This is a genomic window from Rhodococcus sp. KRD197 (genome assembly GCF_017168235.1).
Lineage (GTDB): Bacteria > Actinomycetota > Actinomycetes > Mycobacteriales > Mycobacteriaceae > Rhodococcoides.
The window spans coordinates 179,873-202,877 of record NZ_JABFAO010000015.1 but is presented as its reverse complement, the minus strand read 5'-3'; the positions used below and the strand labels follow the sequence as shown (position 1 = coordinate 202,877).

25 protein-coding genes are annotated in these 23,005 nt (G+C 64.5%); 12 read left to right on the top strand and 13 right to left on the bottom strand.

All coding sequences use genetic code 11. The features are described 5' to 3' along the window. The first annotated feature begins 8 nt into the window (after positions 1 to 8). From J1M86_RS21775 to J1M86_RS21765, 3 genes are read left to right on the top strand one after another with little or no spacing between them, the layout of a single operon-like run. A complete protein-coding gene (locus J1M86_RS21775; protein WP_075840762.1) occupies positions 9 to 869 on the top strand; it encodes an MIP/aquaporin family protein in 861 nt (286 codons plus the stop codon). Further along, complete coding sequence (glpK, locus tag J1M86_RS21770; RefSeq protein WP_206511330.1) at positions 866 to 2,383, top strand: glycerol kinase GlpK; 1,518 nt, start codon at positions 866 to 868, stop codon at positions 2,381 to 2,383. The genes J1M86_RS21775 and glpK overlap by 4 nt, the downstream gene beginning before the upstream one ends. Continuing rightward, a complete protein-coding gene (locus J1M86_RS21765; RefSeq protein ID WP_206511329.1) occupies positions 2,380 to 4,086 on the top strand; it encodes a glycerol-3-phosphate dehydrogenase/oxidase in 1,707 nt (568 codons plus the stop codon). Before glpK ends, J1M86_RS21765 begins: the two co-directional genes overlap by 4 nt. Before the next feature lie 114 nt (positions 4,087 to 4,200). Here J1M86_RS21765 and J1M86_RS21760 read toward each other — a convergent pair whose 3' ends face one another. From J1M86_RS21760 to sdhC, 4 genes are read right to left on the bottom strand one after another with little or no spacing between them, the layout of a single operon-like run. Continuing rightward, complete coding sequence (locus J1M86_RS21760) at positions 4,201 to 4,980, bottom strand: succinate dehydrogenase iron-sulfur subunit (RefSeq protein ID WP_075840738.1); 780 nt, start codon at positions 4,978 to 4,980, stop codon at positions 4,201 to 4,203. A 1-nt stretch (position 4,981) separates the two neighbouring features. Further along, positions 4,982 to 6,733, bottom strand: coding sequence for a succinate dehydrogenase flavoprotein subunit (sdhA, locus tag J1M86_RS21755; protein WP_206511328.1), 1,752 nt, complete (start codon positions 6,731 to 6,733; stop codon positions 4,982 to 4,984). 16 nt (positions 6,734 to 6,749) lie between these two features. Continuing rightward, complete coding sequence (locus J1M86_RS21750) at positions 6,750 to 7,205, bottom strand: succinate dehydrogenase hydrophobic membrane anchor subunit (protein WP_075840737.1); 456 nt, start codon at positions 7,203 to 7,205, stop codon at positions 6,750 to 6,752. Continuing rightward, positions 7,205 to 7,615, bottom strand: coding sequence for a succinate dehydrogenase, cytochrome b556 subunit (sdhC, locus tag J1M86_RS21745; protein ID WP_075840761.1), 411 nt, complete (start codon positions 7,613 to 7,615; stop codon positions 7,205 to 7,207). The genes J1M86_RS21750 and sdhC overlap by 1 nt, the downstream gene beginning before the upstream one ends. 264 nt (positions 7,616 to 7,879) lie before the next feature. Here sdhC and J1M86_RS21740 point away from each other — a divergent pair, with 264 nt between their 5' ends. The 3 genes from J1M86_RS21740 to J1M86_RS21730 are packed head-to-tail and all read left to right on the top strand — an operon-like array spanning position 7,880 to position 10,737. Then, positions 7,880 to 8,293 carry a cytidine deaminase gene (locus J1M86_RS21740; protein WP_075840736.1) on the top strand — a complete coding sequence of 138 codons (414 nt, stop codon included), beginning with the start codon at positions 7,880 to 7,882 and terminating at the stop codon, positions 8,291 to 8,293. After that, complete coding sequence (locus tag J1M86_RS21735; RefSeq protein WP_206511327.1) at positions 8,286 to 9,569, top strand: thymidine phosphorylase; 1,284 nt, start codon at positions 8,286 to 8,288, stop codon at positions 9,567 to 9,569. The genes J1M86_RS21740 and J1M86_RS21735 overlap by 8 nt, the downstream gene beginning before the upstream one ends. 46 nt (positions 9,570 to 9,615) lie before the next feature. Then, complete coding sequence (locus tag J1M86_RS21730) at positions 9,616 to 10,737, top strand: adenosine deaminase (RefSeq protein ID WP_206511326.1); 1,122 nt, start codon at positions 9,616 to 9,618, stop codon at positions 10,735 to 10,737. A gap of 21 nt (positions 10,738 to 10,758) precedes the next feature. Here the strand turns inward: J1M86_RS21730 and J1M86_RS21725 are convergent, their stop codons facing one another. From J1M86_RS21725 to J1M86_RS21705, 5 genes are read right to left on the bottom strand one after another with little or no spacing between them, the layout of a single operon-like run. Next, positions 10,759 to 12,036: a primosomal protein gene (locus J1M86_RS21725; RefSeq protein WP_206511325.1), complete on the bottom strand. Its 1,278-nt coding sequence runs from the start codon at positions 12,034 to 12,036 to the stop codon at positions 10,759 to 10,761. A gap of 15 nt (positions 12,037 to 12,051) precedes the next feature. Then, positions 12,052 to 12,354: a YbaB/EbfC family nucleoid-associated protein gene (locus J1M86_RS21720; protein ID WP_206511324.1), complete on the bottom strand. Its 303-nt coding sequence runs from the start codon at positions 12,352 to 12,354 to the stop codon at positions 12,052 to 12,054. 13 nt (positions 12,355 to 12,367) lie between these two features. Continuing rightward, positions 12,368 to 12,691, bottom strand: coding sequence for a hypothetical protein (locus J1M86_RS21715; protein WP_206511323.1), 324 nt, complete (start codon positions 12,689 to 12,691; stop codon positions 12,368 to 12,370). Then, entirely contained in the window at positions 12,688 to 13,848 is a 1,161-nt protein-coding gene (locus J1M86_RS21710) for a C40 family peptidase (RefSeq protein ID WP_206511322.1), read from the bottom strand. Before J1M86_RS21710 ends, J1M86_RS21715 begins: the two co-directional genes overlap by 4 nt. Next, positions 13,845 to 14,144 (bottom strand): type VII secretion target, encoded by a 300-nt coding sequence (locus tag J1M86_RS21705; protein ID WP_075840771.1) that lies wholly within the window; start codon positions 14,142 to 14,144, stop codon positions 13,845 to 13,847. Before J1M86_RS21705 ends, J1M86_RS21710 begins: the two co-directional genes overlap by 4 nt. A gap of 97 nt (positions 14,145 to 14,241) precedes the next feature. Between J1M86_RS21705 and upp the strand changes: the two genes are divergently transcribed. Further along, positions 14,242 to 14,865, top strand: a complete 624-nt coding sequence (gene upp / locus J1M86_RS21700) for a uracil phosphoribosyltransferase (protein ID WP_206511321.1) — start codon at positions 14,242 to 14,244, stop codon at positions 14,863 to 14,865. A 5-nt stretch (positions 14,866 to 14,870) separates the two neighbouring features. On the opposite strand, the gene J1M86_RS26920 is transcribed toward upp, so the two are convergent. Beyond that, positions 14,871 to 15,140: a hypothetical protein gene (locus tag J1M86_RS26920; protein WP_206511320.1), complete on the bottom strand. Its 270-nt coding sequence runs from the start codon at positions 15,138 to 15,140 to the stop codon at positions 14,871 to 14,873. Between J1M86_RS26920 and J1M86_RS21690 the strand changes: the two genes are divergently transcribed. Next, the gene (locus tag J1M86_RS21690; protein WP_206511319.1) at positions 15,135 to 15,764 is read left to right on the top strand and encodes a DUF2797 domain-containing protein; all 630 of its coding nucleotides are present in this window, start codon (positions 15,135 to 15,137) and stop codon (positions 15,762 to 15,764) included. The genes J1M86_RS26920 and J1M86_RS21690 overlap by 6 nt on opposite strands. Here J1M86_RS21690 and J1M86_RS21685 read toward each other — a convergent pair. The 3 genes from J1M86_RS21685 to J1M86_RS21675 are packed head-to-tail and all read right to left on the bottom strand — an operon-like array spanning position 15,761 to position 18,858. Continuing rightward, the gene (locus tag J1M86_RS21685) at positions 15,761 to 17,374 is read right to left on the bottom strand and encodes a phospho-sugar mutase (RefSeq protein ID WP_206511318.1); all 1,614 of its coding nucleotides are present in this window, start codon (positions 17,372 to 17,374) and stop codon (positions 15,761 to 15,763) included. The two genes, J1M86_RS21690 and J1M86_RS21685, sit on opposite strands and share 4 nt — an antisense overlap. Then, positions 17,371 to 18,201 carry a purine-nucleoside phosphorylase gene (locus J1M86_RS21680; RefSeq protein ID WP_206511317.1) on the bottom strand — a complete coding sequence of 277 codons (831 nt, stop codon included), beginning with the start codon at positions 18,199 to 18,201 and terminating at the stop codon, positions 17,371 to 17,373. The genes J1M86_RS21685 and J1M86_RS21680 overlap by 4 nt, the downstream gene beginning before the upstream one ends. Before the next feature lie 57 nt (positions 18,202 to 18,258). Further along, a complete protein-coding gene (locus tag J1M86_RS21675; protein WP_206511316.1) occupies positions 18,259 to 18,858 on the bottom strand; it encodes a TetR/AcrR family transcriptional regulator in 600 nt (199 codons plus the stop codon). A gap of 59 nt (positions 18,859 to 18,917) precedes the next feature. On the opposite strand from J1M86_RS21675, the gene J1M86_RS21670 reads away from it, so the two are divergent. From J1M86_RS21670 to J1M86_RS21655, 4 genes are read left to right on the top strand one after another with little or no spacing between them, the layout of a single operon-like run. Then, entirely contained in the window at positions 18,918 to 19,868 is a 951-nt protein-coding gene (locus J1M86_RS21670) for an NAD-dependent epimerase/dehydratase family protein (RefSeq protein WP_206511315.1), read from the top strand. A 40-nt stretch (positions 19,869 to 19,908) separates the two neighbouring features. Further along, positions 19,909 to 20,616, top strand: a complete 708-nt coding sequence (locus tag J1M86_RS21665; RefSeq protein WP_206511314.1) for an enoyl-CoA hydratase/isomerase family protein — start codon at positions 19,909 to 19,911, stop codon at positions 20,614 to 20,616. Between the two features lie 15 nt (positions 20,617 to 20,631). Next, positions 20,632 to 21,801 carry a M20 family metallopeptidase gene (locus tag J1M86_RS21660; protein ID WP_075840777.1) on the top strand — a complete coding sequence of 390 codons (1,170 nt, stop codon included), beginning with the start codon at positions 20,632 to 20,634 and terminating at the stop codon, positions 21,799 to 21,801. After that, on the top strand, positions 21,798 to 22,985 hold the full coding sequence (locus tag J1M86_RS21655; protein WP_206511313.1) for a M20 family metallopeptidase: 1,188 nt from the start codon (positions 21,798 to 21,800) through the stop codon (positions 22,983 to 22,985). The genes J1M86_RS21660 and J1M86_RS21655 overlap by 4 nt, the downstream gene beginning before the upstream one ends. Positions 22,986 to 23,005: the final 20 nt, after the last annotated feature.

Genomic DNA, 23,005 nt, shown 5'->3' with positions numbered 1-23,005 from the left:
GCTCGAAGATGACGGGTAAGGACGCGGAGTGGGGACTGCCGGCGCAGATGGCCGCCGAGTTCGCCGGCACGATGATTCTGATTCTTTTCGGCGCGGGTGTCGTCGCACAGGTTGTCTCGGGCGGCGCCGACGGCAGCCTCGGCGGACACGATTCCATCGCGTGGGGATGGGGCCTGGGAGTGATGTTCGGCATCTACGTCGCGGGTCGAATCACGGGCGCACACCTGAACCCCGCCGTGACGTTCGCCTTCGCGCTCTTCCGCGGTTTCGAGTGGTGGCGGGTGGCACCTTACGTTCTGGCGCAGACAGCGGGTGCGTTCGTCGCAGCCCTACTCGTCCGCTGGAACTACAACGACATGATCAATGCGATCGACCCCGGTCACACCACCGCCACGCAGACGATCTTCTCGACGCTTCCCGGTAACGGCACGCTGCCGGTCAGCGTGAGCTCGGCGCTGATCGACCAGATCATCGGCACTGCAATACTGCTGTTCCTGATTGTGGCGGTGACGGATTCGCTCGGCACCGCACCGAGGGCGAACCTGGCGCCCTTCATCGTCGGACTCATCGTCGTCGCCATCGGATTCGCCTGGGCCACCAATGCTGGCTACGCGATCAATCCAGCCCGAGATTTCGGACCCCGCCTCGCGTCGTATTTCACCGGATACGGTGGGGCGTGGCGTGATCAATACGGAAGCCTGTACTTCTGGGTCCCGATCCTCGGGCCACTCGTGGGCGGGCCGATAGGAGTGTTCCTGTACGACCTGCTCATCGGAAAGAACCTGCGCAAAGAACTAGGTGCGACGCCCGAGGCGCCGTCTCGACTCCCGGAACCCGCAGTCGCTCAGACATCAGGAGAGAAGCTATGACCGACACGACAGGGCAGTACATCGCCGCGATCGATCAGGGGACGACGTCCTCACGTTGCATGATCTTCGATCACGCGGGCACCGTCATCGCCTCCGATCAGAAAGAGCATCGACAGATCTTTCCGCAGGCAGGGTGGGTCGAGCACGACGCTGCGGAGATCTGGGACAACGTACGAGCCGTTGCGGCAGGTGCCATGGCTGCAGCCGACCTGACGGGCAAGGACATTGCCGCCGTGGGTATCACCAACCAGCGCGAAACGGCGCTGGTGTGGGACCGCAAGAGCGGCAAGCCGATCTACAACGCCATCGTCTGGCAGGACACCCGTACCGACCGAATCGCGACGGCCCTCGGGGGCGGTGACGCCAACAAGTACACCGCCACGACCGGACTCCCCTTGGCCACCTACTTTTCCGGACCGAAGGTGAAGTGGATCCTCGACAACGTCGACGGCGCCCGCGACAAGGCAGAAGCGGGCGAGCTCTGTTTCGGCAACATGGACACCTGGGTCCTGTGGAACATGACGGGCGGCACGGACGGGGGCCTGCACTACACCGATCCGACCAACGCCTCTCGCACCCTCCTGATGGACCTCGACACCCTGCAGTGGGACGAGGGCATCTGCGCCGACATGGGTATCCCGCTCTCCATGCTGCCCGAGATCAAGTCCAGTTCCGAGGTGTACGGCACCGGCCGCGAACGTGGACCCTTCCGTGATGTACCCATCGCAGGCATCCTGGGCGATCAGCAGGCAGCAACATTCGGCCAGGCGTGCCTGTCCCCGGGTGAGGCCAAGAATACGTACGGCACAGGCAATTTCGTGCTCCTCAACACCGGTACCGAAAAGGTGATGAGCAAGAACGGACTGCTGACGACGGTCTGCTACAAAATCGGTGACCAACCGACGGTGTACGCACTCGAAGGGTCCATCGCCGTCACCGGCTCATTGGTGCAATGGCTTCGCGACAACCTGGGCATGATCTCCGACGCTGCAGACATCGAGACCGATGCCCGCTCGGTGGAGGACAACGGCGGTGCCTACTTCGTGCCCGCGTTCTCGGGCCTGTTCGCACCGCACTGGCGGGCCGACGCGCGCGGTGCCATCGTGGGTTTGACTCGCTTCGTCAACAAAGGCCATCTCGCACGGGCGGTTCTCGAGGCCACCGCGTATCAGACGCGTGAGGTCATCGAAGCCATGAATGCCGACTCCGGTGTCGATCTCGAAGTACTCAAGGTCGACGGTGGCATGGTCGTCAACGAGCTGTCGATGCAGTTTCAGGCGGACATTCTGGGTGTCGACGTGGTGCGGCCCGTGGTTGCCGAAACCACGGCTCTCGGAGCGGCATACGCTGCCGGACTGGCCGTCGGCTACTGGGCGAGCGAAGAGGACATTCGCGAGAACTGGGCCGAGGACAAGACCTGGACACCGTCGATGGACGAGGACCAACGGGCAAAGCTCTACGCCGGATGGAAGAAAGCAGTAACGCGAACTTTGGATTGGGTTGATGAAGAATGAGTTCTACCACGACGGTGCTGTCGCCGGCGGCACGTACCGAGTCCCTCGCCCGAATGGAATCCGAGGAGCTCGACATTCTGGTCATCGGCGGCGGGGTCGTCGGCGCGGGCACAGCACTGGATGCTGTGACACGTGGGTTGAAGGTCGGTTTGCTCGAGGCTCGTGACTACGCAGCCGGCACCTCCAGCCGCTCGAGCAAGCTCTTCCACGGCGGTCTGCGGTACCTCGAGCAGTTCAATTTCTCACTGGTGTTCGAGGCACTGAAGGAGCGTTCTTTGGTGCTGAACACGTTGTGTCCGCACCTGGCTCGTCCGGTTCCCTTCATCTACCCGCTCGAAAAGATCATCGACCGCGGGTACGTCGGGCTCGGTATCGGTGTGTACGACGTCATGGGTGCCGGACGTGGCGTACCGGGTCACCACAAGCACCTCGGCAAGAAGAAGACCCTCGAATCGTTTCCGTCCGGCAAGAGCTCGGCCATCCGCGGTGCGGTGAAGTTCTACGAAGGACAGGTCGACGACGCACGTCACACCATGATGCTCGCCCGCACTGCAGCGGCATATGGAGCGTTGTGCGCCAACAGCACTCGTGTCACCGGTTTCCTGCGGGAGGACGACAAGGTGGTCGGCGTCCTCGCGTGCGATCTCGAAACCGGTCGCTCCTTCGAAGTGCGGGCGAAGCAGGTCATCAATGCGGCTGGAGTGTGGACCGACGAGGTTCAGCAGATGGTCGGTGGCCGAGGACAGTTTCAGGTCCGCGCATCGAAGGGCGTCCACCTGGTGGTGCCGCGCAATCGAATCAACAGTGCCACCGGCATCATCACCCGGACCGAGAAGTCCCTGCTGTTCGTCATTCCGTGGGGTAGTCACTGGATCATCGGCACCACCGATACCGATTGGAAGCTCGACCTGGCGCATCCTGCTGCGAGCCGCAGCGACATCGACTACATCCTCGGGCACGTCAACAAGTTGTTGGCCGACCCACTCGATCACGAGGACGTCGTCGGCGTGTACGCGGGTCTTCGACCATTGCTGTTCGGTGAATCCGATTCCACCAGTAAGCTTTCCCGTGAACATGCGGTGTCGAGTCCCGTACGTGGCCTGACTGTCATCGCCGGTGGCAAGTACACCACCTACCGCGTGATGGCCAAGGACGCAGTCGACGCCGCGGTGCACGGGCTCGAGCGGAACGTGCCCAAGTGCGTCACCGAGAACATCCCACTCGTCGGTGCCGAGGGCTACCTCGGTGCCTACAACTCGCGCAATCTGACGGCCGAGCGCGCCGGCATGCGGGTCTCACGCATCGAGCACCTGCTCGGTCGGTACGGCACGCTGATCAACGAACTGCTGGAGTTGATCGAGGCAGATCCGGAGCTGGGCAAGCCTCTGGACAGTGCGCCCGAGTACTTGCGCGTCGAGGTGGTCTATGCGGCGAGTCACGAAGGGGCGCAGCATCTCGACGACATTCTGACTCGTCGTACCCGCATTTCCATCGAGGTGCCGGACCGCGGCGACGCGGCAGCTGCTGAGGTCGCGCGCCTCGTGGCACCGGTCCTGGGCTGGGACGAGCGGCACGTGGCCGAGGAGATCGAGCACTATCGGCTACGGGTGCTGGCAGAACGGGATTCACAGCAGCAACTCGATGACGACACCGCCGATGCAGCCCGGCTCGGCGCCCCGGACGTCCGGTTGGGCGTGGCCTGACTGTCCCCTGGACGCATCCTGACCGTCCCCTGGACGCATCCCCTGGACGCATGAATGGGCCATTGCAACTGTCTAACCGTTGCAATGGCCCATTCATGCCGAAGGGGGAGGAGTCTAGCGAGCGAACAACAACGCGCGCTTGACTTCCTGGATAGCCTTGGTCACCTGGATGCCGCGGGGGCATGCGTCGGTGCAGTTGAAGGTGGTCCGGCAACGCCAGACTCCTTCGACGTCGTTGAGGATGTCCAGTCGCTCGGAAGCACCTTCATCGCGACTGTCGAAGATGAAACGGTGTGCGTTGACGATTGCTGCGGGCCCGAAGTAGCTTCCGTCGCTCCAGTAGACGGGGCACGAGGTGGTACAGCACGCACACAGAATGCACTTGGTCGTGTCGTCGAACCGTGCCCGGTCGGCCTGGCTCTGGATTCGCTCACGCGTCGGCTCGTTGCCGCTGGTGATGAGGAAGGGCTTGACGGCGCGGAATGCCTCGAAGAAGGGCTCCATGTCGACGATGAGATCCTTCTCGACCGGCAACCCGCGGATTGGCTCGATCGTGATGGTCAGCGTCTTCGACGAGTCCTTCGGCAGCATGTCGCGCATGAGCACCTTGCAGGCAAGACGGTTGACGCCGTTGATCCGCATCGCGTCGCTACCGCACACACCGTGAGCGCAGGACCGCCGGAACGTCAGCGTGCCGTCGAGGTAACCCTTGACGTAGTGCAGCAGGTTCAGGAGTCGGTCGGTCGGCAGCGTCGGTACCTGGAAGCTGTCCCAGCGCTGACCGTCACCGCTCTCCGGGTTGAAGCGAGCGATCTTGAGCGTCACCATGACCGCGCCGTTCGGCACGGGCGGCTCCGATGACTGATCTGGCTTGTCGAGGGTGGGTGCGCTCATGTCAGTACTTCCGCTCCATCGGCTCGTAACGGGTCTGGATCACAGGCTTGTAGTCCAGACGGATGTCGGTGAGCAGGCCAAGCCCTTCTTTGTAGGCCATGGTGTGCTTCATGTACTCCGCGTCGTTGCGATCCGGATAGTCCTCACGAGCGTGCCCGCCGCGCGATTCCTTGCGATTGAGGGCACCGACGACGGTCACCTCTGCCATCTCGAGCAGGAAGCCGAGCTCGATGGCTTCGAGCAGGTCGCTGTTGTAGCGCTTGCCCTTGTCCTGCACCGTGATGTGGCTGTACCGCTCCTTGAGGGTGCGGACGTCTTTCAACGCGGTCTCGAGACGTTCCTGGGTGCGGAACACCGAGGCGTTGTTGTCCATCGACTGCTGCATTTCGGACCGGATATCGGCGACGCGCTCATGACCGTGGTCGGAGAGAATCAGCTCGAGCCAGTCCTGGACCATCTTGGCCGGCTCTTCGGGAAGCGGAGTGAAGTCCACCGAGTTGGCGTACTTCGCTGCGGCTATACCCGCGCGGCGGCCGAAGACGTTGATATCGAGCAGGGAGTTGGTTCCCAGACGGTTCGCTCCGTGCACCGAAACACACGCGCATTCGCCGGCGGCGTAGAGGCCGGGGACGATGTCGTCGTTGTTGCGCAGGACCTCGCCGTTGATCTTGGTGGGAATACCGCCCATGACGTAGTGACACGTCGGGTACACGGGCACTGGTTCCTTGACCGGGTCGACACCGAGATAGGTGCGCGAGAACTCCATGATGTCGGGGAGCTTCTCGTCGAGGACCTCCTCGGGGATGTGCGTGACGTCGATGTACACGTAATCCTTGTTCGGCCCGCCACCGCGTCCTTCGAGGACCTCGAGGACCATCGACCGCGCGACGATGTCGCGGGGCGCGAGGTCCTTGATGGTCGGTGCGTACCGCTCCATGAAGCGCTCGCCGTCCTCGTTGCGAAGGATGCCACCTTCGCCTCGGACAGCCTCGGAGATGAGAATGCCCAGTCCGGCGAGGCCTGTCGGGTGGAACTGGTGGAATTCCATGTCCTCGAGGGGCAATCCCTTGCGGAAGACGATGCTCATGCCGTCACCGGTGAGGGTGTGGGCATTGGACGTCGTCTTGTAGATGCGTCCCGAGCCGCCGGTCGCGAAGACGATCGACTTGGCGTGGAAGATGTGCAGTTCACCGGTCGCAAGCTCGTAGGCGATGATGCCGGTGGCGACGGGGCCGTTCTCGGTCTCGGTGAGGCAGAGATCGAGCGCGTAGAACTCGTTGTAGAACTCGACGTTGTGCTTGACGCAGTTCTGGTAGAGCGTCTGCAGGATCATGTGACCCGTGCGGTCGGCGGCGTAGCACGCCCGTCGGACGGGCGCCTTGCCGTGATCGCGTGTGTGGCCACCGAAACGGCGCTGGTCGATCTTTCCCTCTGGCGTCCGGTTGAACGGAAGCCCCATCTTCTCGAGGTCGAGAACAGCGTCGATGGCTTCCTTGGCCATGACCTCGACCGCGTCCTGATCGGCGAGGTAGTCGCCGCCCTTGACGGTGTCGAAGGTGTGCCACTCCCAGTTGTCTTCCTCGACATTGGCCAGCGCCGCGCACATGCCGCCCTGCGCTGCGCCGGTGTGTGAGCGAGTGGGGTAGAGCTTGGTCAGTACTGCCGTGCGGGCCTCGGGCCCTGCCTCGATGGCCGCTCGCATACCTGCGCCGCCGGCGCCGACGATGAGCACGTCATAACGATGTTCCTGCATGGATGCTTCAGTTCCCTTAGCTCGCCGAAATGTTGGGATCGAAGGTGAAGATGACGTAGGTGCCCAGGCCCATGATGAGAATCATCGACAGGACGAGCAGCGTCGTCAGCCAGAACCGCGTCGAGTCCTTGCGTGAGTAGTCCGCGATGATCGTGCGCAGACCGTTGCCGCCGTGCAGCTGTGCCAGCCACAGCATCGTCAGGTCCCAGAACTGCCAGAACGGGCTCGACCAGCGGCCTGCGACGAATGCGAAGTTGATCCGGTGCACACCCTCGTCGAGCATCAACATGATGAACATGTGGCCGAGGACGAGAACGACGAGTGCCAGGCCGGAGAAACGCATGAACAGCCATGCGTACATCTCGAAGTTGCTCCGCGACTTGCGTCTCGGCGAGCGCGGATTGTCCAGGCTGGCTGGACGGTCGTGATTCGTGCCGAGGGTCTTGGCCTCGGATCCGTGAGTGGTTGCCATCAGTGCCCGCCCGCTGTGAACATGTTGTAGAAGATTCGGCCCGCTCCGGGAATCATGACCACGATCCACACCGCGGCGATGACCCACAGCATCAGTTTCTGGTACTTCGGTCCCTGTGACCAGAAGTCGATCAACATGACGCGAATGCCGTTGAGTGCGTGGTAGAGCACTGCGGCGACGAGACCGATCTCCATGAGGCCGACGAGCGGCGTCTTGTAGGTGTCGATGATGGCGTCGTACGTCTCGGGATTGACCCGGACCATCGCGGTATCCAGAACGTGGACGAAAAGGAAGAAGAACACCAACACACCGGTGATTCGATGCAGAACCCAGGACCACATGCCCGGGTCCCCGCGGTACAGAGACCGCTTACGCTCCTTCGCCGGAGCGACTTCCGTCGTACTACTCATCGAGTGCAAAGCCTCCAACGTCAATGGTGGACGCGTCGAGCCCGGTAACGAGGAGAAGAACCTGGCTCGATTTGTCGAACTCCGGCTCAGTCGGTTATGAAGAGCCGCCAAGCTCGACTGTAAACCCATTGCAAACCCGGAACTAATTCGACTACTGGTTCGTACCGGGCCGTGTTTGCATCTTAGGTTTGCCTGCCCAATTCTTCGTGATCGGTCAAGTGGATCACGATGCGCGACGGTCGAGGCCGTGCTTTGATTGTTTCTATGCCCGAAATCGACTGGAACTCGTTGCGAGACAATGCTCATCGATCAATGAGGCAAGCCTATGCCCCGTATTCCAACTTTCCGGTGGGTGCAGCCGCGTTGGTGGACGACGGAAGAATTGTCGTCGGATGCAATGTGGAAAATGTCTCATACGGATTGGGCCTGTGTGCAGAGTGCGGGTTGGTCTCGAACCTCCATTCCACCGGGGGTGGTCGGTTGATCGCCTTCGCCTGTTGCGATAGCAGGGGGGCGAAACTGATGCCGTGTGGACGGTGTCGTCAGTTGCTGTTCGAGTTCGGCGGCGCAGATCTCCTCGTGGACACCGATGCCGGGCCTACGCCGCTCGGAGCGTTGTTGCCTTCGGCCTTCGGGCCGGACGACCTCGAGTCGGGCAGACTGGGCAACCATGTCTGACGCTGTTTCCATCATCACCGCCAAACGCGACGGCCACGAGCTGACCTCCGGGCAGATCGACTGGGTCATCGATGCGTTCACTCGAGGGCTCGTTGCCGACGAGCAGATGTCCGCGCTCGCCATGGCAGTTTTCTGGCGCGGGATGACACGAGGTGAACTGAGCCGATGGACCGCCGCGATGATCGGATCGGGACGAAGAATGGACTTCTCGTCTTTGCCGCGGCCGACCGTGGACAAACACTCGACGGGTGGAGTGGGAGACAAGATCACGCTTCCACTCGCACCTCTCGTGGCGGCGTGCGGGGCCGCGGTGCCACAACTGTCCGGGCGCGGTCTCGGACACACCGGCGGCACCCTCGACAAGCTCGAATCGATCCCCGGTTGGCGAGCCGACCTCAGCGGCGACGAGATGTACTCCATCCTGGCGGACCCCGCCGTCGGCGCCGTGATCTGCGCTGCCGGCGCAGACCTCGCCCCGGCCGACAAGAAGCTCTACGCGTTGCGCGATGTCACCGGCACCGTCGAGTCAATTCCGTTGATCGCCAGCTCCATCATGAGCAAGAAGATCGCCGAAGGGACGGGGGCGTTGGTGCTGGACGTGAAGGTGGGCGCCGGCGCATTCATGAAGAACCTCGACGACGCAAGAGAATTGGCGCGAGCGATGGTCGATCTCGGCAACGATGCGGGCGTGCGAACCGTCGCCCTCCTCACGGCCATGGACTGCCCGCTCGGACTCACCGCGGGCAATGCCCTAGAGGTCGAGGAATCGCTCGAGGTGCTCGCCGGCGGGGGACCGGCCGATATCGTCGAACTCACCATCACACTCGCGCGCACGATGCTCGCTGCGGCCGGGATCGAAGGCGTCGACCCCGCCGACAAACTCGCTGACGGCACGGCCATGGACCGATGGCGTGCCATGGTCGTAGCGCAGGGCGGCGACCCCGACGCTCCACTGCCGAGGGCACGCGAAACCCAGACGGTCACCGCACCTGCAGACGGGGTGGTCGGTGCCCTGGATGCGATGCAGGTCGGGGTAGCCGCGTGGCGGCTCGGCGCCGGGCGGGAGCGCCAGGGCGAGCCGGTACAGGCGGCCGCGGGTGTTCGGTTGCACGCGAAACCGGGTGACCGAGTGGTGACGGGTCAGACGCTGGCCACCCTGCATACCGATACGCCGGAGAAGTTCGACTACGCACGTGCGGCGATCGACGGCGCGTGGACAATCGGAGCCGCAACCCCAGATGTGTCACCGATCGTCATCGAACGGATCGGCGGTTGACGGCTGTAGACCCGCGCGGCTGTCCCGATCACGCTACCGTCAATTCATGAGCACCGCCGAGAGCCCATCGAAAGCGAGCGGTTCGACGCCGCTCGATCTGCGATCCATCAAGACTGCCCCGAAAGCCCTTCTGCACGACCATCTCGACGGCGGACTGCGTCCGCAGTCCGTTCTCGAGCTCGCGGACGACTGCGGTTACGATGAGTTGCCCGCATCGGACGTGGCGTCCTTGGCGGAGTGGTTCCGTAACGCCGCCGACAGTGGTTCGCTGGAGCGCTACCTGGAGACGTTCGCACATACCGTTGCGGTGATGCAGACACCGGAGGGGCTAGCACGGGTCGCCCGTGAATGCGCCGAGGACCTCGCCGAGGACGGAGTGGTCTACGCAGAGGTTCGGTTCGCTCCCGAGCAACACCTCGACCGAGGCCTGAGCCTGGACGAGGTAGTCGAACACGTTCTCGAAGGATTTCGCGCCGGCGAATCCGCAGCGAGGGTCAACGGCAAGAAGATTCGCGTCGTCTGCTTGCTCACCGCCATGCGTCACGCCGCGCGTTCGCGTGAAATCGCGGAACTCGCGGTGCGGTTCCGTGACCGCGGCGTCGGTGGCTTCGACATCGCCGGTGCAGAAGCAGGGTTCCCTCCCACTCGCCACCTGGACGCATTCGAGTACATGCGAGCATCCAACGCACACTTCACTATTCATGCCGGCGAAGCCTTCGGGCTACCGTCCATTCAGGAGGCGGTCGCGTTCTGCGGCACCGATCGTCTCGGCCACGGCGTGCGGATAATCGACGACATCACCGTCGCAGCGGACGGTACGCCGACGCTGGGTCTGCTCGCGGGGTACGTTCGTGACAAACGAATGCCGCTCGAGCTGTGCCCGAGCTCCAACGTGCAGACCGGGGCCGTCGACAGTATCGAGAAGCACCCGTTCGACCTCCTCGCGCGGGCGAGGTTCCGCGTCACCGTCAACACCGACAATCGGCTGATGAGTGACACATCGATGACCCGTGAGATGCACAAGCTGGCGGAGACGTTCGGCTACGCCTGGACCGACCTCGAGCGGTTCACCATCAACGCGATGAAATCCGCCTTCATCCCGTTCGACGAACGGCTCGACCTCATCGACAACGTGGTCAAACCGGGCTACGCGGTGTTGGTCGGCTGAGCCGGATCGCTCCTTGCCGGGTCACTCCTTGCGCAGGCGGCTCTCGAACTCGCGCTCGAGAGCCCGCCACGCCTCGGCTTCGGCGTCGAACGGAGCGCTCGGAGCCATCCTGTTCGGATCGGGTTCGAGGGTGTAGGAGACATACCAGCCGAGCGGCGTGGAACTGGCCAGAGCGGTCTCGACCGAGTCGTCGTCCGCGAAGTCCGCCGCATCGGTGAACAATTCGACCGCGAGGTCCAGTTGCTCAGGATCGACGGTGGTGGGTCCGTCGGCGAGATCGTCGGCCAGTCCGGGCAGCACGTACACGTTGTCCTCGGTGACCTCGATGCGAAGCGAGCCGTCCACGGCTGCGGTCTGCACATCGGCGTAGGTGCTGACTTTGGCGAGTTCGTGATCGTGATCGTCGGCAAGGTAACGAGCGAGTGCGCGTTCGGATCCGAACACCGTGATGCTTCCGGCCCGACCGAGGAAGATCGGATCGTCATCGATGTAGCACCGAAGTGTGTAGTACGTGTTCTCGGAGGTGATGATTCTGATCGGATCGATGCCTACGGTGGCCCAGAACGTGTCCTCGGCGGCCGCGTCGGCGATCGGATCGGGGGTCTCGATGTCGTCTGCATCGTCGGTGTCGTCTGCATCGTCGTCGGTCTCGACGTCCGGGTCCTCGTCGGAGACATCGTCGATGTCGACGATGTTCTCGGCCGCGGCGATCAGTTCGGCTTCGGCGATGTCGACGGCGGAGGGGTCGACATCGGGCGATGTGACGATCGAATCCAGCGCATCGATGACGGTGTCCCAGCTCTTGGCGATCGACGCGCCGACACGGTCCCAGAGATTCTGACCGTCCTTGCCGACATAGGCCTCGACGCCCATTCCGACCGAGCCGAGGTGAGGATTGTTGGCGAAGAAGGCGGTGACCTTGTCGAGTTCGCAGACATCACCGAGGGTCTGCACCATCTCGAATGTTGCGGCCAGCTCGGCGAGGGTATCCGAGTCGGGGTCCTCGGCGACGAGCTCCGGCACGCCGACCAGGTCGAAGCGGTGAAGGTCGTCCGGCTCCAATTCGTTGGCTGCGAGGGCAGATACGACCGGCCACGACGGATGATCCACGAGATCGTTGTCGTCGTCGGTTCTGATGAACGCGGCGAGCTGGGCGACTGCTTCGAAGGCGTAAAGATCTTCCTCGTGACCGAGGAACGCCTCCCATTCGTCATCGCCTTCGCGCCATTCCGGAGCCCACAGGGTGACGAAGTCGCCGCGAGTGAGACCGAGTTCGATAGGGATGATGTCGCCAGCCATGGCCGGAAGCCTATCTCAGGTCTCCGAGAGTGAACTCTGCATCCGCATCAGGACGGACGCTCGTTGTTCGAGAGCCTCCTGCGCCGCCTCCGATGCGGTGGTGACGATGGTTGCGCCGAGCTCTGCAGCCGAGGTTCGAGACAGGTCGGACGCTAGCTCGAGCCCGATCAGAGCGCCGGCACCGTCGACCGTCACCACCACGAGTCCGTTGCTCGATCGCCGGGTGAGTCGGAGGTCCGTGAGCTTCTCTGATGCGTCGTGCATGGCGCCGAGCGCACGGTCGGCGCGGGTCACTAGGTCGTCGAGGGCGTTGTTCATTTCAGGACACTGTTCATAGGGAGTTCATCCAGCCTGTGCGTCCGGTCTCGTTGTCGAGCCGTTCGTTCTCGGCCTCGGCGACGGCTGCTGCGGTGGGCAGACCCAGTCTGTCGAGGACATCCGGATCCATCCCGTCTTGTTCGAGTCGGGTGCGTCGTTCGGCTCGGGCCGCCGAGGTTGCGCGCCCGCACAGATCCAGGATGGTACGCGCCAATTCCTCTCCGCTGTAACGCAGTTCACCGGGATCGATCTGGATCGAGACCGGCAATCCCGATTCGCCGGCGTGCACGCGAACGGAGTCGGTGCGTGAGGCCGCCCACGCTTGAATCTCGGTCATGCGGTGGGCCTGTAGAAGCCCTTGAAGGCCATTCCGCTGTTCGTGGTGCGGATCTCGCCCACCTGCACGGGGTCTCCGGCCTCGACGAGCTGGCCGTTCCCGATGACCATGGCCACGTGACCGTCCCACACCGCAAGGTCGCCCGGCATCAGATCCTCGGGGCCGACCGATGTGCCCACGTTCTGCTCCTGCGCCAAACGTGGAAGGTCGACGCCCTGCTCGCCGTACGCCCACTGCGTCAGTCCGCTGCAGTCCAAGCCTCGGCCGGGCGCATTGCCGCCCCACACGTACGGGGTGCCCTGCTGGGTGAGTGCACTACGGACCGCGCCCGCGGCCTGTTCGTTGGGCGCGATCGCGACAGTGCCGTCGGGTAGGGCGACCTGTACGCCGCGGCCGGAGGGCGCGACTTCGGCCGACGAACGTTGCGGGGCGCCGGCGAACATCGACGCACCGTTCTGCAGTACTCCGTTGCCGCCACCGGACGCCGCACTCTGACCGGTCGGGAGAGACGACGTGTCCGGAAGCACCGAGGATGCGGACGAGGACACCGTGCGAAGAAAGTTCTGCCCGAACTGGCTACCCGGGTCGCTCCCCGGCGCCGCCGTCGGTACTGCAGAAGCGGGGACTGTCGACGGTGCCGTGCCGGCGGGCTCCGGAATCGGAGGCGCAGCGCTGAGCGCGCCGATCTCGCCCGTGTGCCCGGCAAGCTCGGCACGCACGCGAGCCACGACTGCGAGCGCTCGTTGCAGATGTTCGATGGCAGCCGCGATGAGCATCGACTGACCGGGCGGAGTGAAGATCATCGGTGCTGCCGCGGTGGCGATGGAGATGAAGGACTGCGCGATCGCCTGCAGCTCCACCAGACCCGCATACACTTTTTCGCAGGCACGGTCGACGACAGCGGCCATGTCGCTGCCGTGATCGGCCAAACCGATTGCGCTCGTGTGAGCTTGCTCGGCGTGGCCGATCGCCTGCTCCGCAGCGCGTCCGCTCCACGTGGCAGCGAGTTCCGAGACGGCAGCGCCGCCGACACGCTGCAGTGATTCCAGAGCGATGGACGTGGTGCGAAGGACATCGGCGGGACCGCCAACGGGTACGACTCCCGAACCGAACGCGCCGAGCAGGTCGGTGATGGGTTTGGCCAGCAGATCGATCACGTGAGGCTCGCTGCGGTCTGAGCATCGGTGGCCTCGTACTCGTGCGCCGAGGACGCCACCGCGACCCCGATGCTGGCCACCACCTCCGATAGCCGGCCGATGGCCGCCGCATGCGTGACGTGTGCTCCGGTGAAGGCGGCCAGAAACTCGGTGCCGATGACACCGAACACGGGCGCCAGTACCGCCGGTCCGCACGCGGTCGTGGCTGCGGCCGCCGCGCCCATCTCCGCCGCCATCGCCGCCGCGGTCGACGAGTACGCCTGCAGTCCGGCCGATGCTGCCGCTACCTCTGCCATCGATGTCCTCCACGATCGATCAACAAGCACGAAAGGTCCTACACAAACATCTGACGCACGTGACGGCCGATCGGTTCCCGGCAATTATCCTTCTCGCATGGAAACTCACGTGGTCGAACACCCACTGGCCGCAGCCCTGTTGACGACGATGCGCGACGAGCGCAGCGACAACGCAACATTTCGGTCCGCACTGCGCCAACTCACCCACATGCTGGTCTACGAAGCCACTCGGGACGCCCCGGTCGACGTCTTCGACGTCACCACGCCGGTGGCCGTCACGCAGGGCACCCGGCTTGCCCGTCCGCCACTACTGGTGCCCGTGTTGCGAGCCGGCCTCGGCATGGTCGAGAAGGCGAGTGGGCTCATTCCCCAGTCTCGCGTCGGATTCGTCGGCATGGCCCGCGACGAGGACACGCACCAGCCGGTTCCGTACATGGAGTCGTTGCCCGACGATCTGTCCGGCACGCCGGTCTACGTGTTGGATCCGATGCTCGCGACCGGTGGGTCGATGGTGCACACCATCGAGTTGTTGGTCGAACGCGGCGCAGCCGATGTCACCGCCATCTGCGTCGTGGCCGCACCCGAGGGTGTTGCAGCTCTCGAAGCCTCGGGGCTGCCGGTACGTCTGGTGACAGCGAGCATCGACGACGGACTCAACGACGATGCGTTCATCGTGCCCGGCCTCGGCGACGCCGGTGACCGACAGTTCGGTCCGCGCTGAGCATCTCACTCGTCCTCGGGGTCACGTGGCCGGCCACCGAGGGCGATCCCCGGCTGCGTGTGCTCGATGTCGATACTCGGCAGGTCGATCAAACCTCGCTCCGCGGGGCACGGCTGGGCTTCGAAGCGTTGGGGCCGCAGCGATGGTGCACCGGCCGCGTCGCGTTTCGGGACGACCACGGCTCCGAATACGTCCCGTGTCCCGGTCAGCTGCCGGTCGAGGCCGGATCGCAGTGCGAGGCGTGCGAGTCCAAGGACCCTTTTCGGTTCGTGCACACCATCCACCGCGGGGGTTTCGTCTCCCGTGATCTCCATTCGCACGTCATGCAGCCGCACTGGCTCTACATTGCGACCTTCGCCAGCGGAGTGCACAAGGTCGGCACCGCAGCCGAGACCCGCAAGTGGGGCAGGCTCGCCGAACAGGGCGCGATCTGCGCGCAATACGTAGCGCGCGCCGTCGACGGCAAGGTCGTGCGCGTGTTGGAAGACAGGGTGACCGAGCACCTGCAGGTGCGCCAAGCCGTGCGCTCGTCCGCGAAGGCCGCCGCGCTCGCACTCCCCATCGACACAGCCCGACTCGATGACGCCACCGCATCGCTGGCCGACCGCGTGCGAGAGATGATTGCGCCATCCGCCGACGAAACCACCTACCGGACCGTCGACGAATCATGGCAGGTGGCAGGCTTTCGCGACCTCGCATCGGGAAACCGGCTGAAGTACCCGAGCGACATCCACACCGGCCGCCACGGCTTCACCGTCGACGCGTGCATCGGGCAGGCAGCGGTGGTCGAGGTCGCGAACGAGTCGTATGTCGTCGATCTGCACGAGCTGAAGGGCCGGCGGGTGCGGTTCGGTGACTACACCTCGCAGTTGCCCGCAGTGCAGTCGGCTCTGTTCTAGCGCGGCCGGGTCAGACGCTGCGCGAACTGCCTCAGGTCGTCGAGGAGTGCAGCCGCACTCGTCCGAGCTGCAGCCAGCGCTTCCCTGTTCTCGACGGGAACCACAGCCTCGAGGTAGGCCTTCACTTTCGGCTCGGTGCCGGACGGTCGCACGATGACGCGGACACCGTCCCCGGAGATTTCGACGGCATCGGTGCGCAACGGCCCGTGTTCGGCGAGCAGATCGTTCACGGTCACCGCACGACCCGCGAGTTCCGTAGGAGGCGCGCTGCGCAGGCGCTTCATCATCGACGCGATATCGGACAGGTCGTCGACCCTGGCCGAGACCTGGGCTCCTGCATGCACCCCGAATTCGACGTGCAGGTCGTCGAGGACGTCCAGTAGCGTTCGGTTCTCGTGCTTCAACGAGGCGACCAGGTCGGCCAGGACAACGGCGGCCGAGATGCCGTCCTTGTCGTTCACCGACGTCGGGTCGACGCAGTGGCCGATTGCCTCCTCGTAGGCGTACACCAAGCCTGTACCGGCGCGGACGAGCCACTTGAAACCGGTGAGCGTTCGGGCGTAACGCGCGCCTCGGGCAGGAGCCAATGCCGAGAGCAGCTGCGAGGAGACGATGGTGTTGGCCACCAGGGAGTCCGGCGGCGCCGACTGCAGAAGGTGGTTCGCGAGGAGTGCGCCGGTGTCGTCTCCGCTGAGCATCGTCCAACCGGTAGAGGTGGGTACACCGATGGCGCACCGGTCGGCATCGGGATCGAGCGCGATCGCCAGGTCGGCGTCGACCTCATCGGCCAACGTCAGCAGGGCGTCTGCCGCGCCGGGTTCCTCGGGATTGGGGAACGCGACGGTGGGAAACTCGGGGTCCGGTTCGAATTGGCTTGCCACGCAGTGCACATCTTTGAAACCGACCCCGCGTAGAGCGGTGAGCGCAAGTTCGCCGCCGACACCGTGCAGTGGTGTCAGTGCAATACGGATGCCGCGGTGGGGCGAGCGGGCGAGGCGCGGAAGTGTGTCGAGGTAGCGGGCGGTGATGTCGGAACCGCTCGGTGTCACCAGCGCCCGAGCGAGCGCGGATGCCGGCCCAACCTGTGCAATGTCGGCTTCGATTTCGGTATCCGCGGGCGGAATCAACTGCGCGCCGCCCCGGAGATACACCTTGTATCCGTTGTCCGCGGCAGGGTTGTGCGAGGCAGTGATCTGGACACCCAGCTCGGCATCCAATGCGCGGACGGCGAAGGCGAGAACGGGCGTCGGCAACGGTCGGGGGAGCAGGACAACTGTGAATCCTTGCGCGGCCAGAACTTCGGCAGCTGCGGTGGCGAACGTGTCGGATCCGTGTCGTGCATCTCTGCCGACCACGACCGTGGACCCGCCCAGTCCGCCCTTCTGCAGCCACGTGCCGATTCCGGCCGAGGTTCGTACGACGACGGCGACGTTCATACCGTTCGGTCCAGCCCGCACCTCTCCGCGCAGTCCTGCCGTGCCGAAACTCAGCGGTGCTCGAAAGCGCTCCGCCACTTCCGCTTCGGGCAACTCGGCGAGTTCCTCGCGGGTGGCAGGGTCCGGATCGCCCTCGATCCAATCGGCAACCTGCTGGGCGAGCGTGCGCGTCACAGCTTCGATACCAGCTGGTGCAGCAGTTCACCCATCCGGGCAGCCGACGCCTTTCCTGCTTCGAGTACCTCTTTGTGGTCGAGGTGTTCCCCGGTCATTCCGGCGGCGAGGTTGGTCACCAGTGACACTCCCAGTACGCGTGCCCCCAGGGCTCGGGCGGCGATGGTTTCGTGCACGGTCGACATTCCGACCAGATCCGCGCCGATGATGCGGAGCATACGAATCTCGGCGGGTGTTTCGTAGTGGGGCCCGGGCAGCCCGGCGTACACGCCTTCTTCGAGCGACGGGTCGATGCTGCGGGCCAGATCACGCAGTTCCGTGGAGTACGCGTCGACCAGATCGACGAACTCGGCACCGATCAGCGGCGACCTCGCGGTCAGGTTGAGATGGTCCGCGATGAGAACGGGCTGGCCGACGGCCATGCCGTCGCGGATTCCGCCGGCGGCGTTGGTGAGGACGATCGTGCCCGCGCCCGCCGCGATGGCCGTGCGAACGGGGTGCACGACTCTTCGCAGTTCGTGCCCCTCGTATGCGTGAGTGCGGCCCTGCAGTAGCAGTGTGTGGGTGCCGTCGACGTTCACCGAGGTGATCGTTCCCGAGTGTCCCGAGGCCGATGGTGGCGCGAAACCGGGGAGGTCGGCCATGCGGATCGTTGCGGTGGGTTCACCGAATCGGTCTGCGGCCGCTTGCCAACCCGAGCCGAGGACGATTGCGACGGAATGCTGGGCGACTCCTGTCGCCTCGGCGATGGCGGCAGCAGCAGCTGCGGCGGCCCCGGCTGGGTCGGTGGTCGGGTCGGTCGGTTGCGCGGCGTCTGTTGTTCCCACGCACGCAACAGTAGGAGATGCCTCCGACGTATGCGTCGGTTGCCGACCGAACGTGGTTCAACTACACCGGGCTGACGCCGCGAGACCTTCGACTACCCATGCCTCGTACTTTTCCGGACTCCAGTCTCGATCGTGAACCAAAAGCGTGTACAACTCCGGGCTGAGCAAAGCGAGCCCGACGTCGACGCAGGTATCGACATCCATTCCGGCTACCTTTTCCGCGAGTGAACTCATCAGGGATCGAAGCACCGTCACGCGCTGCTCGACATTGGTTCGCCACAACTCGGCCACTTCAGGATCGGCGTCGGCGCCCGCGCGCACGACCAACAGAATTCTCGCGACGCGTTCGGAGATCAGCCGTGCCGCATGAACGTGAATTCTCAGATGCTCCATCGGATCCTCGGCGGCCCTGGCATCGGCGACCCAGGTGCGCTCGAGGGTGGGGATGGCGAGCTCATCGCCCGCGATGGTCACATCGAGCAAAGCTTCGAGCATGGCGCGCTTGTTCCCGAAGACGAAGTAGACGGTTTGCACTGCGACCCCGGCTTCGCCGGCGATGTGCTTGATCGTTGTCGATCCGTATCCGGATGTGACGAATAGGTTGTGCGCTGCGGTCAGGATCTTGTTTCGCGCGCTCGTTTCGTTTCGGTTCACCACGTTGTCTAGTTTAGCTCTAGAGTGAGACTCTAGTGTTCTACTTCAACGGGAGGCGTGTCATGTCTGTTCTGGTTCTCGGTGGTTACGGTGCTGTCGGCGGGCGCATCGTCGATCTGCTGCGTTCGGACGGATGGGAGGCTGCTGCAGTGGGCCGCGACCCCGCGCGCGCCGATGTGCGGCTCGACCTCGCGAACCACGATGCGTTCACGCAGGCTTTGGCAGGGGCAAGCTGCGTCGTCAACGCCTCGGGGGCCGAGGACCCGAGATTGGCCGAGATCGCCGCATCGGCCTCGGTTCCATTCGTCGAAATCTCGGCCACCAGCGCCTACGCGCGAGCTCTCGAAGCGCTCGACGGTGCGATTCTCCTCGGCGTCGGCATTGCGCCCGGTCTCTCGGGCATTCTGGCCCGCGAAATCTTCACCCCCACGACCAACTCCATCGACATGGCCGTCGGGCTCGGTGCCGGCGAAAAGCACGGCGCGGCGGCAACCGAGTGGACGTACGGCCTGCTCGGGCGCCGGTTCGTCGACCCCGACGGCAGTTCGGTCAAGAACTTCACTGCGAGCAAGTCGATACCGTTCCCGCCGGAGTCCGGATACCGTCGATGGGCATGTCTACGAGCGGATTTCGCTGACCAGCATCGATTGACCGACGAACTCGGGATTCCCGTCAGAACATATCTGAGGCTGGATTCGCGGATGATGACGGTGGGACTCGCGGCGCTTACCTACGCGCCGTGGGCTGCGAAGCTATCACCCACGTCGATGCGCGGCGGCGATCGTTGGGCGATCGTTGCTCGTGCCGACGACGATCGCTCTGTCTGGGCGACGGGACGCACGCAGTCCTACGCGACAGCAGTGGTTGCGGCCTGGTCCGTCGGGGCGATACTGCGTCGTCGACTCGAACTGGTCCGACCGTCCTGGCTGCATGGCGTCGCGACCCTGGACGACCTGGCCACCGCGTTGGGCTCAGCCGGCGTGCAGGTTCAGGCTCAACGTCCTCGAGGGTAACCACGAGACCCGGCAAGTTACCGCCGGGTAGTATCCGCTCATGCCATATCTCGAACGCAGCGGTGATGTCCACGTTCTCTACCTCGGCGACAAGGACGGTCCCGAGAACAACGAGAACCGGTTTCATCCGGACTGGATCGACGCAGTACACGCACTTCTCGACGAGGTCGAAGCAGTCGAAGGCCCGGCTGCCCTGGTCACCACTGCGACCGGCAAGTTCTACAGCAACGGTTTGGACACCGACTGGCTCTTCGCCAATCTCGACAAGATCACCGGCTATCTCGACCGGGTCCACACGGTGTACACCCGGTTGCTCGCGTTCCCCATGGCCACGATCGCAGCCGTTCAAGGTCACGCTTTCGGCGCAGGCGCAATGCTCGCCACAGCACACGACTTCCGTACCGTCCGAGTCGACCGGGGTTTCTACTGCCTTCCCGAGGTCAATCTGAACATGCCTTTCACCGTGGGCATGTCGGCCCTGGTCACCAGTAGATTGCCCAGGCAGACCGCGGTCGAGGCAATGACGACCGGTCGGCGCTTCGGAGGTTCCGACGCGGTTGCGGCCGGAATCGCCGACACCGCCGTCGAGGCTGATCAGCTCCTCCCATCGGCTATCGAGCGTGCCGCGGCGTTGACGAGCACCCGCGGGAAGAACCTGGCGGGAATCAAGCGCGGCATTCACGCCGATGTACTCGATGCGCTCGACACTCCTACCGGCGAGAGCAACTTCAGCTTCGGAAGCGAGTAGTGACAGACTGGGCCGGTGATCGATGAGAGCGAAGCAGGAGTGCGCAGTGCCGCACCAGAGCTGATCGAGCTCTCGCATTCGATTCATTCCGAGCCCGAGTTGGCATTCGAAGAGCATCGAAGTGCCGCCAAGGTGCGCGATCTGCTCACCGCACACGGCTTCGAGGTCGAATCCGGTGTCGCGGACATCCCTACCGCCTTCACCGCGACCTACGGCAGCGGTGAGCTGACGGTCGGTATCTGTGCCGAGTACGACGCTCTGCCCGAGATCGGCCACGCCTGTGGCCACAACATCATCGCCGCGTCGGCTGCGGGCGCCGCGATTGCACTCGCGCCGCTTGCCGACCGGCTGGGCATCACCGTTCGAGTTATCGGAACCCCGGCCGAGGAGAGCGGTGGGGGCAAGGTGCTGATGCTCGAACGCGGTGTGTTCGACGGCGTCGCCGCGGCAATGATGGTCCATCCCGGACCGTTCGACATCATCGGCGCTACCTCGTTGGCGCTCTCGGATATCGCGGTGGCGTTCACCGGTCGAGCGGCGCATGCCTCGGCGGCACCCGAATGGGGCATCAACGCAGCCGATGCCGTGACCGTCAGTCAGGTGGCGATCGGACTGCTCCGCCAACATCTGGCACCCGGTCAGCAACTGCACGGCATCGTCAGCGAAGGGGGCCTGGCCCCCAACATCGTGCCCGGCCGCTCCGAACTTCTCTACTACCTCCGCGCGCAGTCCTCGGAATCGCTTGCAGCCCTGACGGCCAAGGCCTACGCCTGCTTCGAGGCCGGCGCCGTCGCCACCGGATGTACACACGAGATTCGCACCGTCTCGCCGACATACACCGAACTGACGCCAGACGGGTGGCTCGTCTCCGAATTCCGCCGCCAGGCCGAGAAGATCGGACGCACACCGATGCCACCCGAGTTGGAAGGATTTCGCCCGCTGGGCAGCACAGACATGGGAAACGTGACCAACGTACTGCCGGGGATACACCCGGTCATCGGCCTCGACTCGGCCGGATCCGTCACGCATCAGCCCGAGTTCGCGGCCGCGTGCATCACCGAATCAGCTGATCGCGCCCTCGTCGACGGCGCAATACTGCTGGCGCGAACTACGGTAGCTGCTGCCGTGGACGTCGAGGTCAGGCAACGCCTCCTCAGTGGTGTCGAAGCGCGGGCCGCACGATGACCGATAACGCGGGCCGCGAGGTGACCGACAGTTTCGCCCTCGTCGACAGGTGGATCGTGGCTCACACCGATCTGCTCTCGCAGTGGCGTCGACACATCCATGCTCACCCCGAGCTTGCTCGTCAGGAATTCGCGACCACTGCGTTCGTCGTCGAGCAGCTCGAAGCCGCAGGCTTGGTGCCGAAGTTGCTTCCGGGCGGAACGGGACTGATCTGCGATATCGGCCCGAGCGGCCCCCGTGTGGCCCTGCGTGCCGATATGGATGCTCTTCCACTGCAGGAATTCACCGGCGCGGCCTACAGTTCGACAGTGCCCGGCGTCTCGCACGCGTGTGGGCACGACGCCCACACCACGGTCCTGCTGGGCACGGCGCTCGCACTGGCATCGTTGCCTCATCTGCCCTTCGGAGTGCGGCTGATCTTCCAGCCCGCGGAAGAGGTGATGCCTGGAGGCGCTCTGGACGTGGTCGCCTCCGGCGCCCTCGACGGTGTGACGAAAATCTTCGCGCTGCACTGCGATCCTCGACTCGAGGTGGGCAAGGTCGGCGTTCGTGTCGGACCCATCACCTCGGCAGCGGACACCGTCGAACTGCGTCTCGACTCGCCCGGCGGGCACACCTCGCGTCCGCATCTGACGACGGATCTTGTCTATGCGCTCGGCACCGTCATCACCGGGCTACCGGGCATGCTCAGTCGCCGGATCGATCCACGCACCAGCACCGTGATGGTGTGGGGCGCGGTGGTTGCAGGGCAAGCGCCCAATGCGATACCGCAGACAGGAATGCTCACGGGCACCGTCCGAACCGGTGACCACGAAACTTGGGCGCTGCTCGAGCCGATGGTGGGGGAGATCGTCACCGGCCTGCTCGCCCCCACAGGCGTGCGATTCGAGCTGCACTACCGTCGCGGTGTGCCGCCGGTGGTCAACGACGAGGCGGTGACCCGTACGTTCGAGAACGCCATCCGACGCGTCGGGCCCGCCGCGCTGGCCGATACCGCGCAGTCCGGCGGTGGCGAGGACTTCTCGTGGTACCTCGAGAACATCCCCGGAGCGATGGCTCGGCTGGGCGTCTGGTCGGGGACCGGCCCCCAACTGGACATTCACCAGTCGACGTTCGATCTCGACGAACGCGCGCTCGCTGTCGGCGTCAAAGTGATGACGAGCATCGCGCTCGACCCGCACTGACCACCCCTACCGGGCAGTGC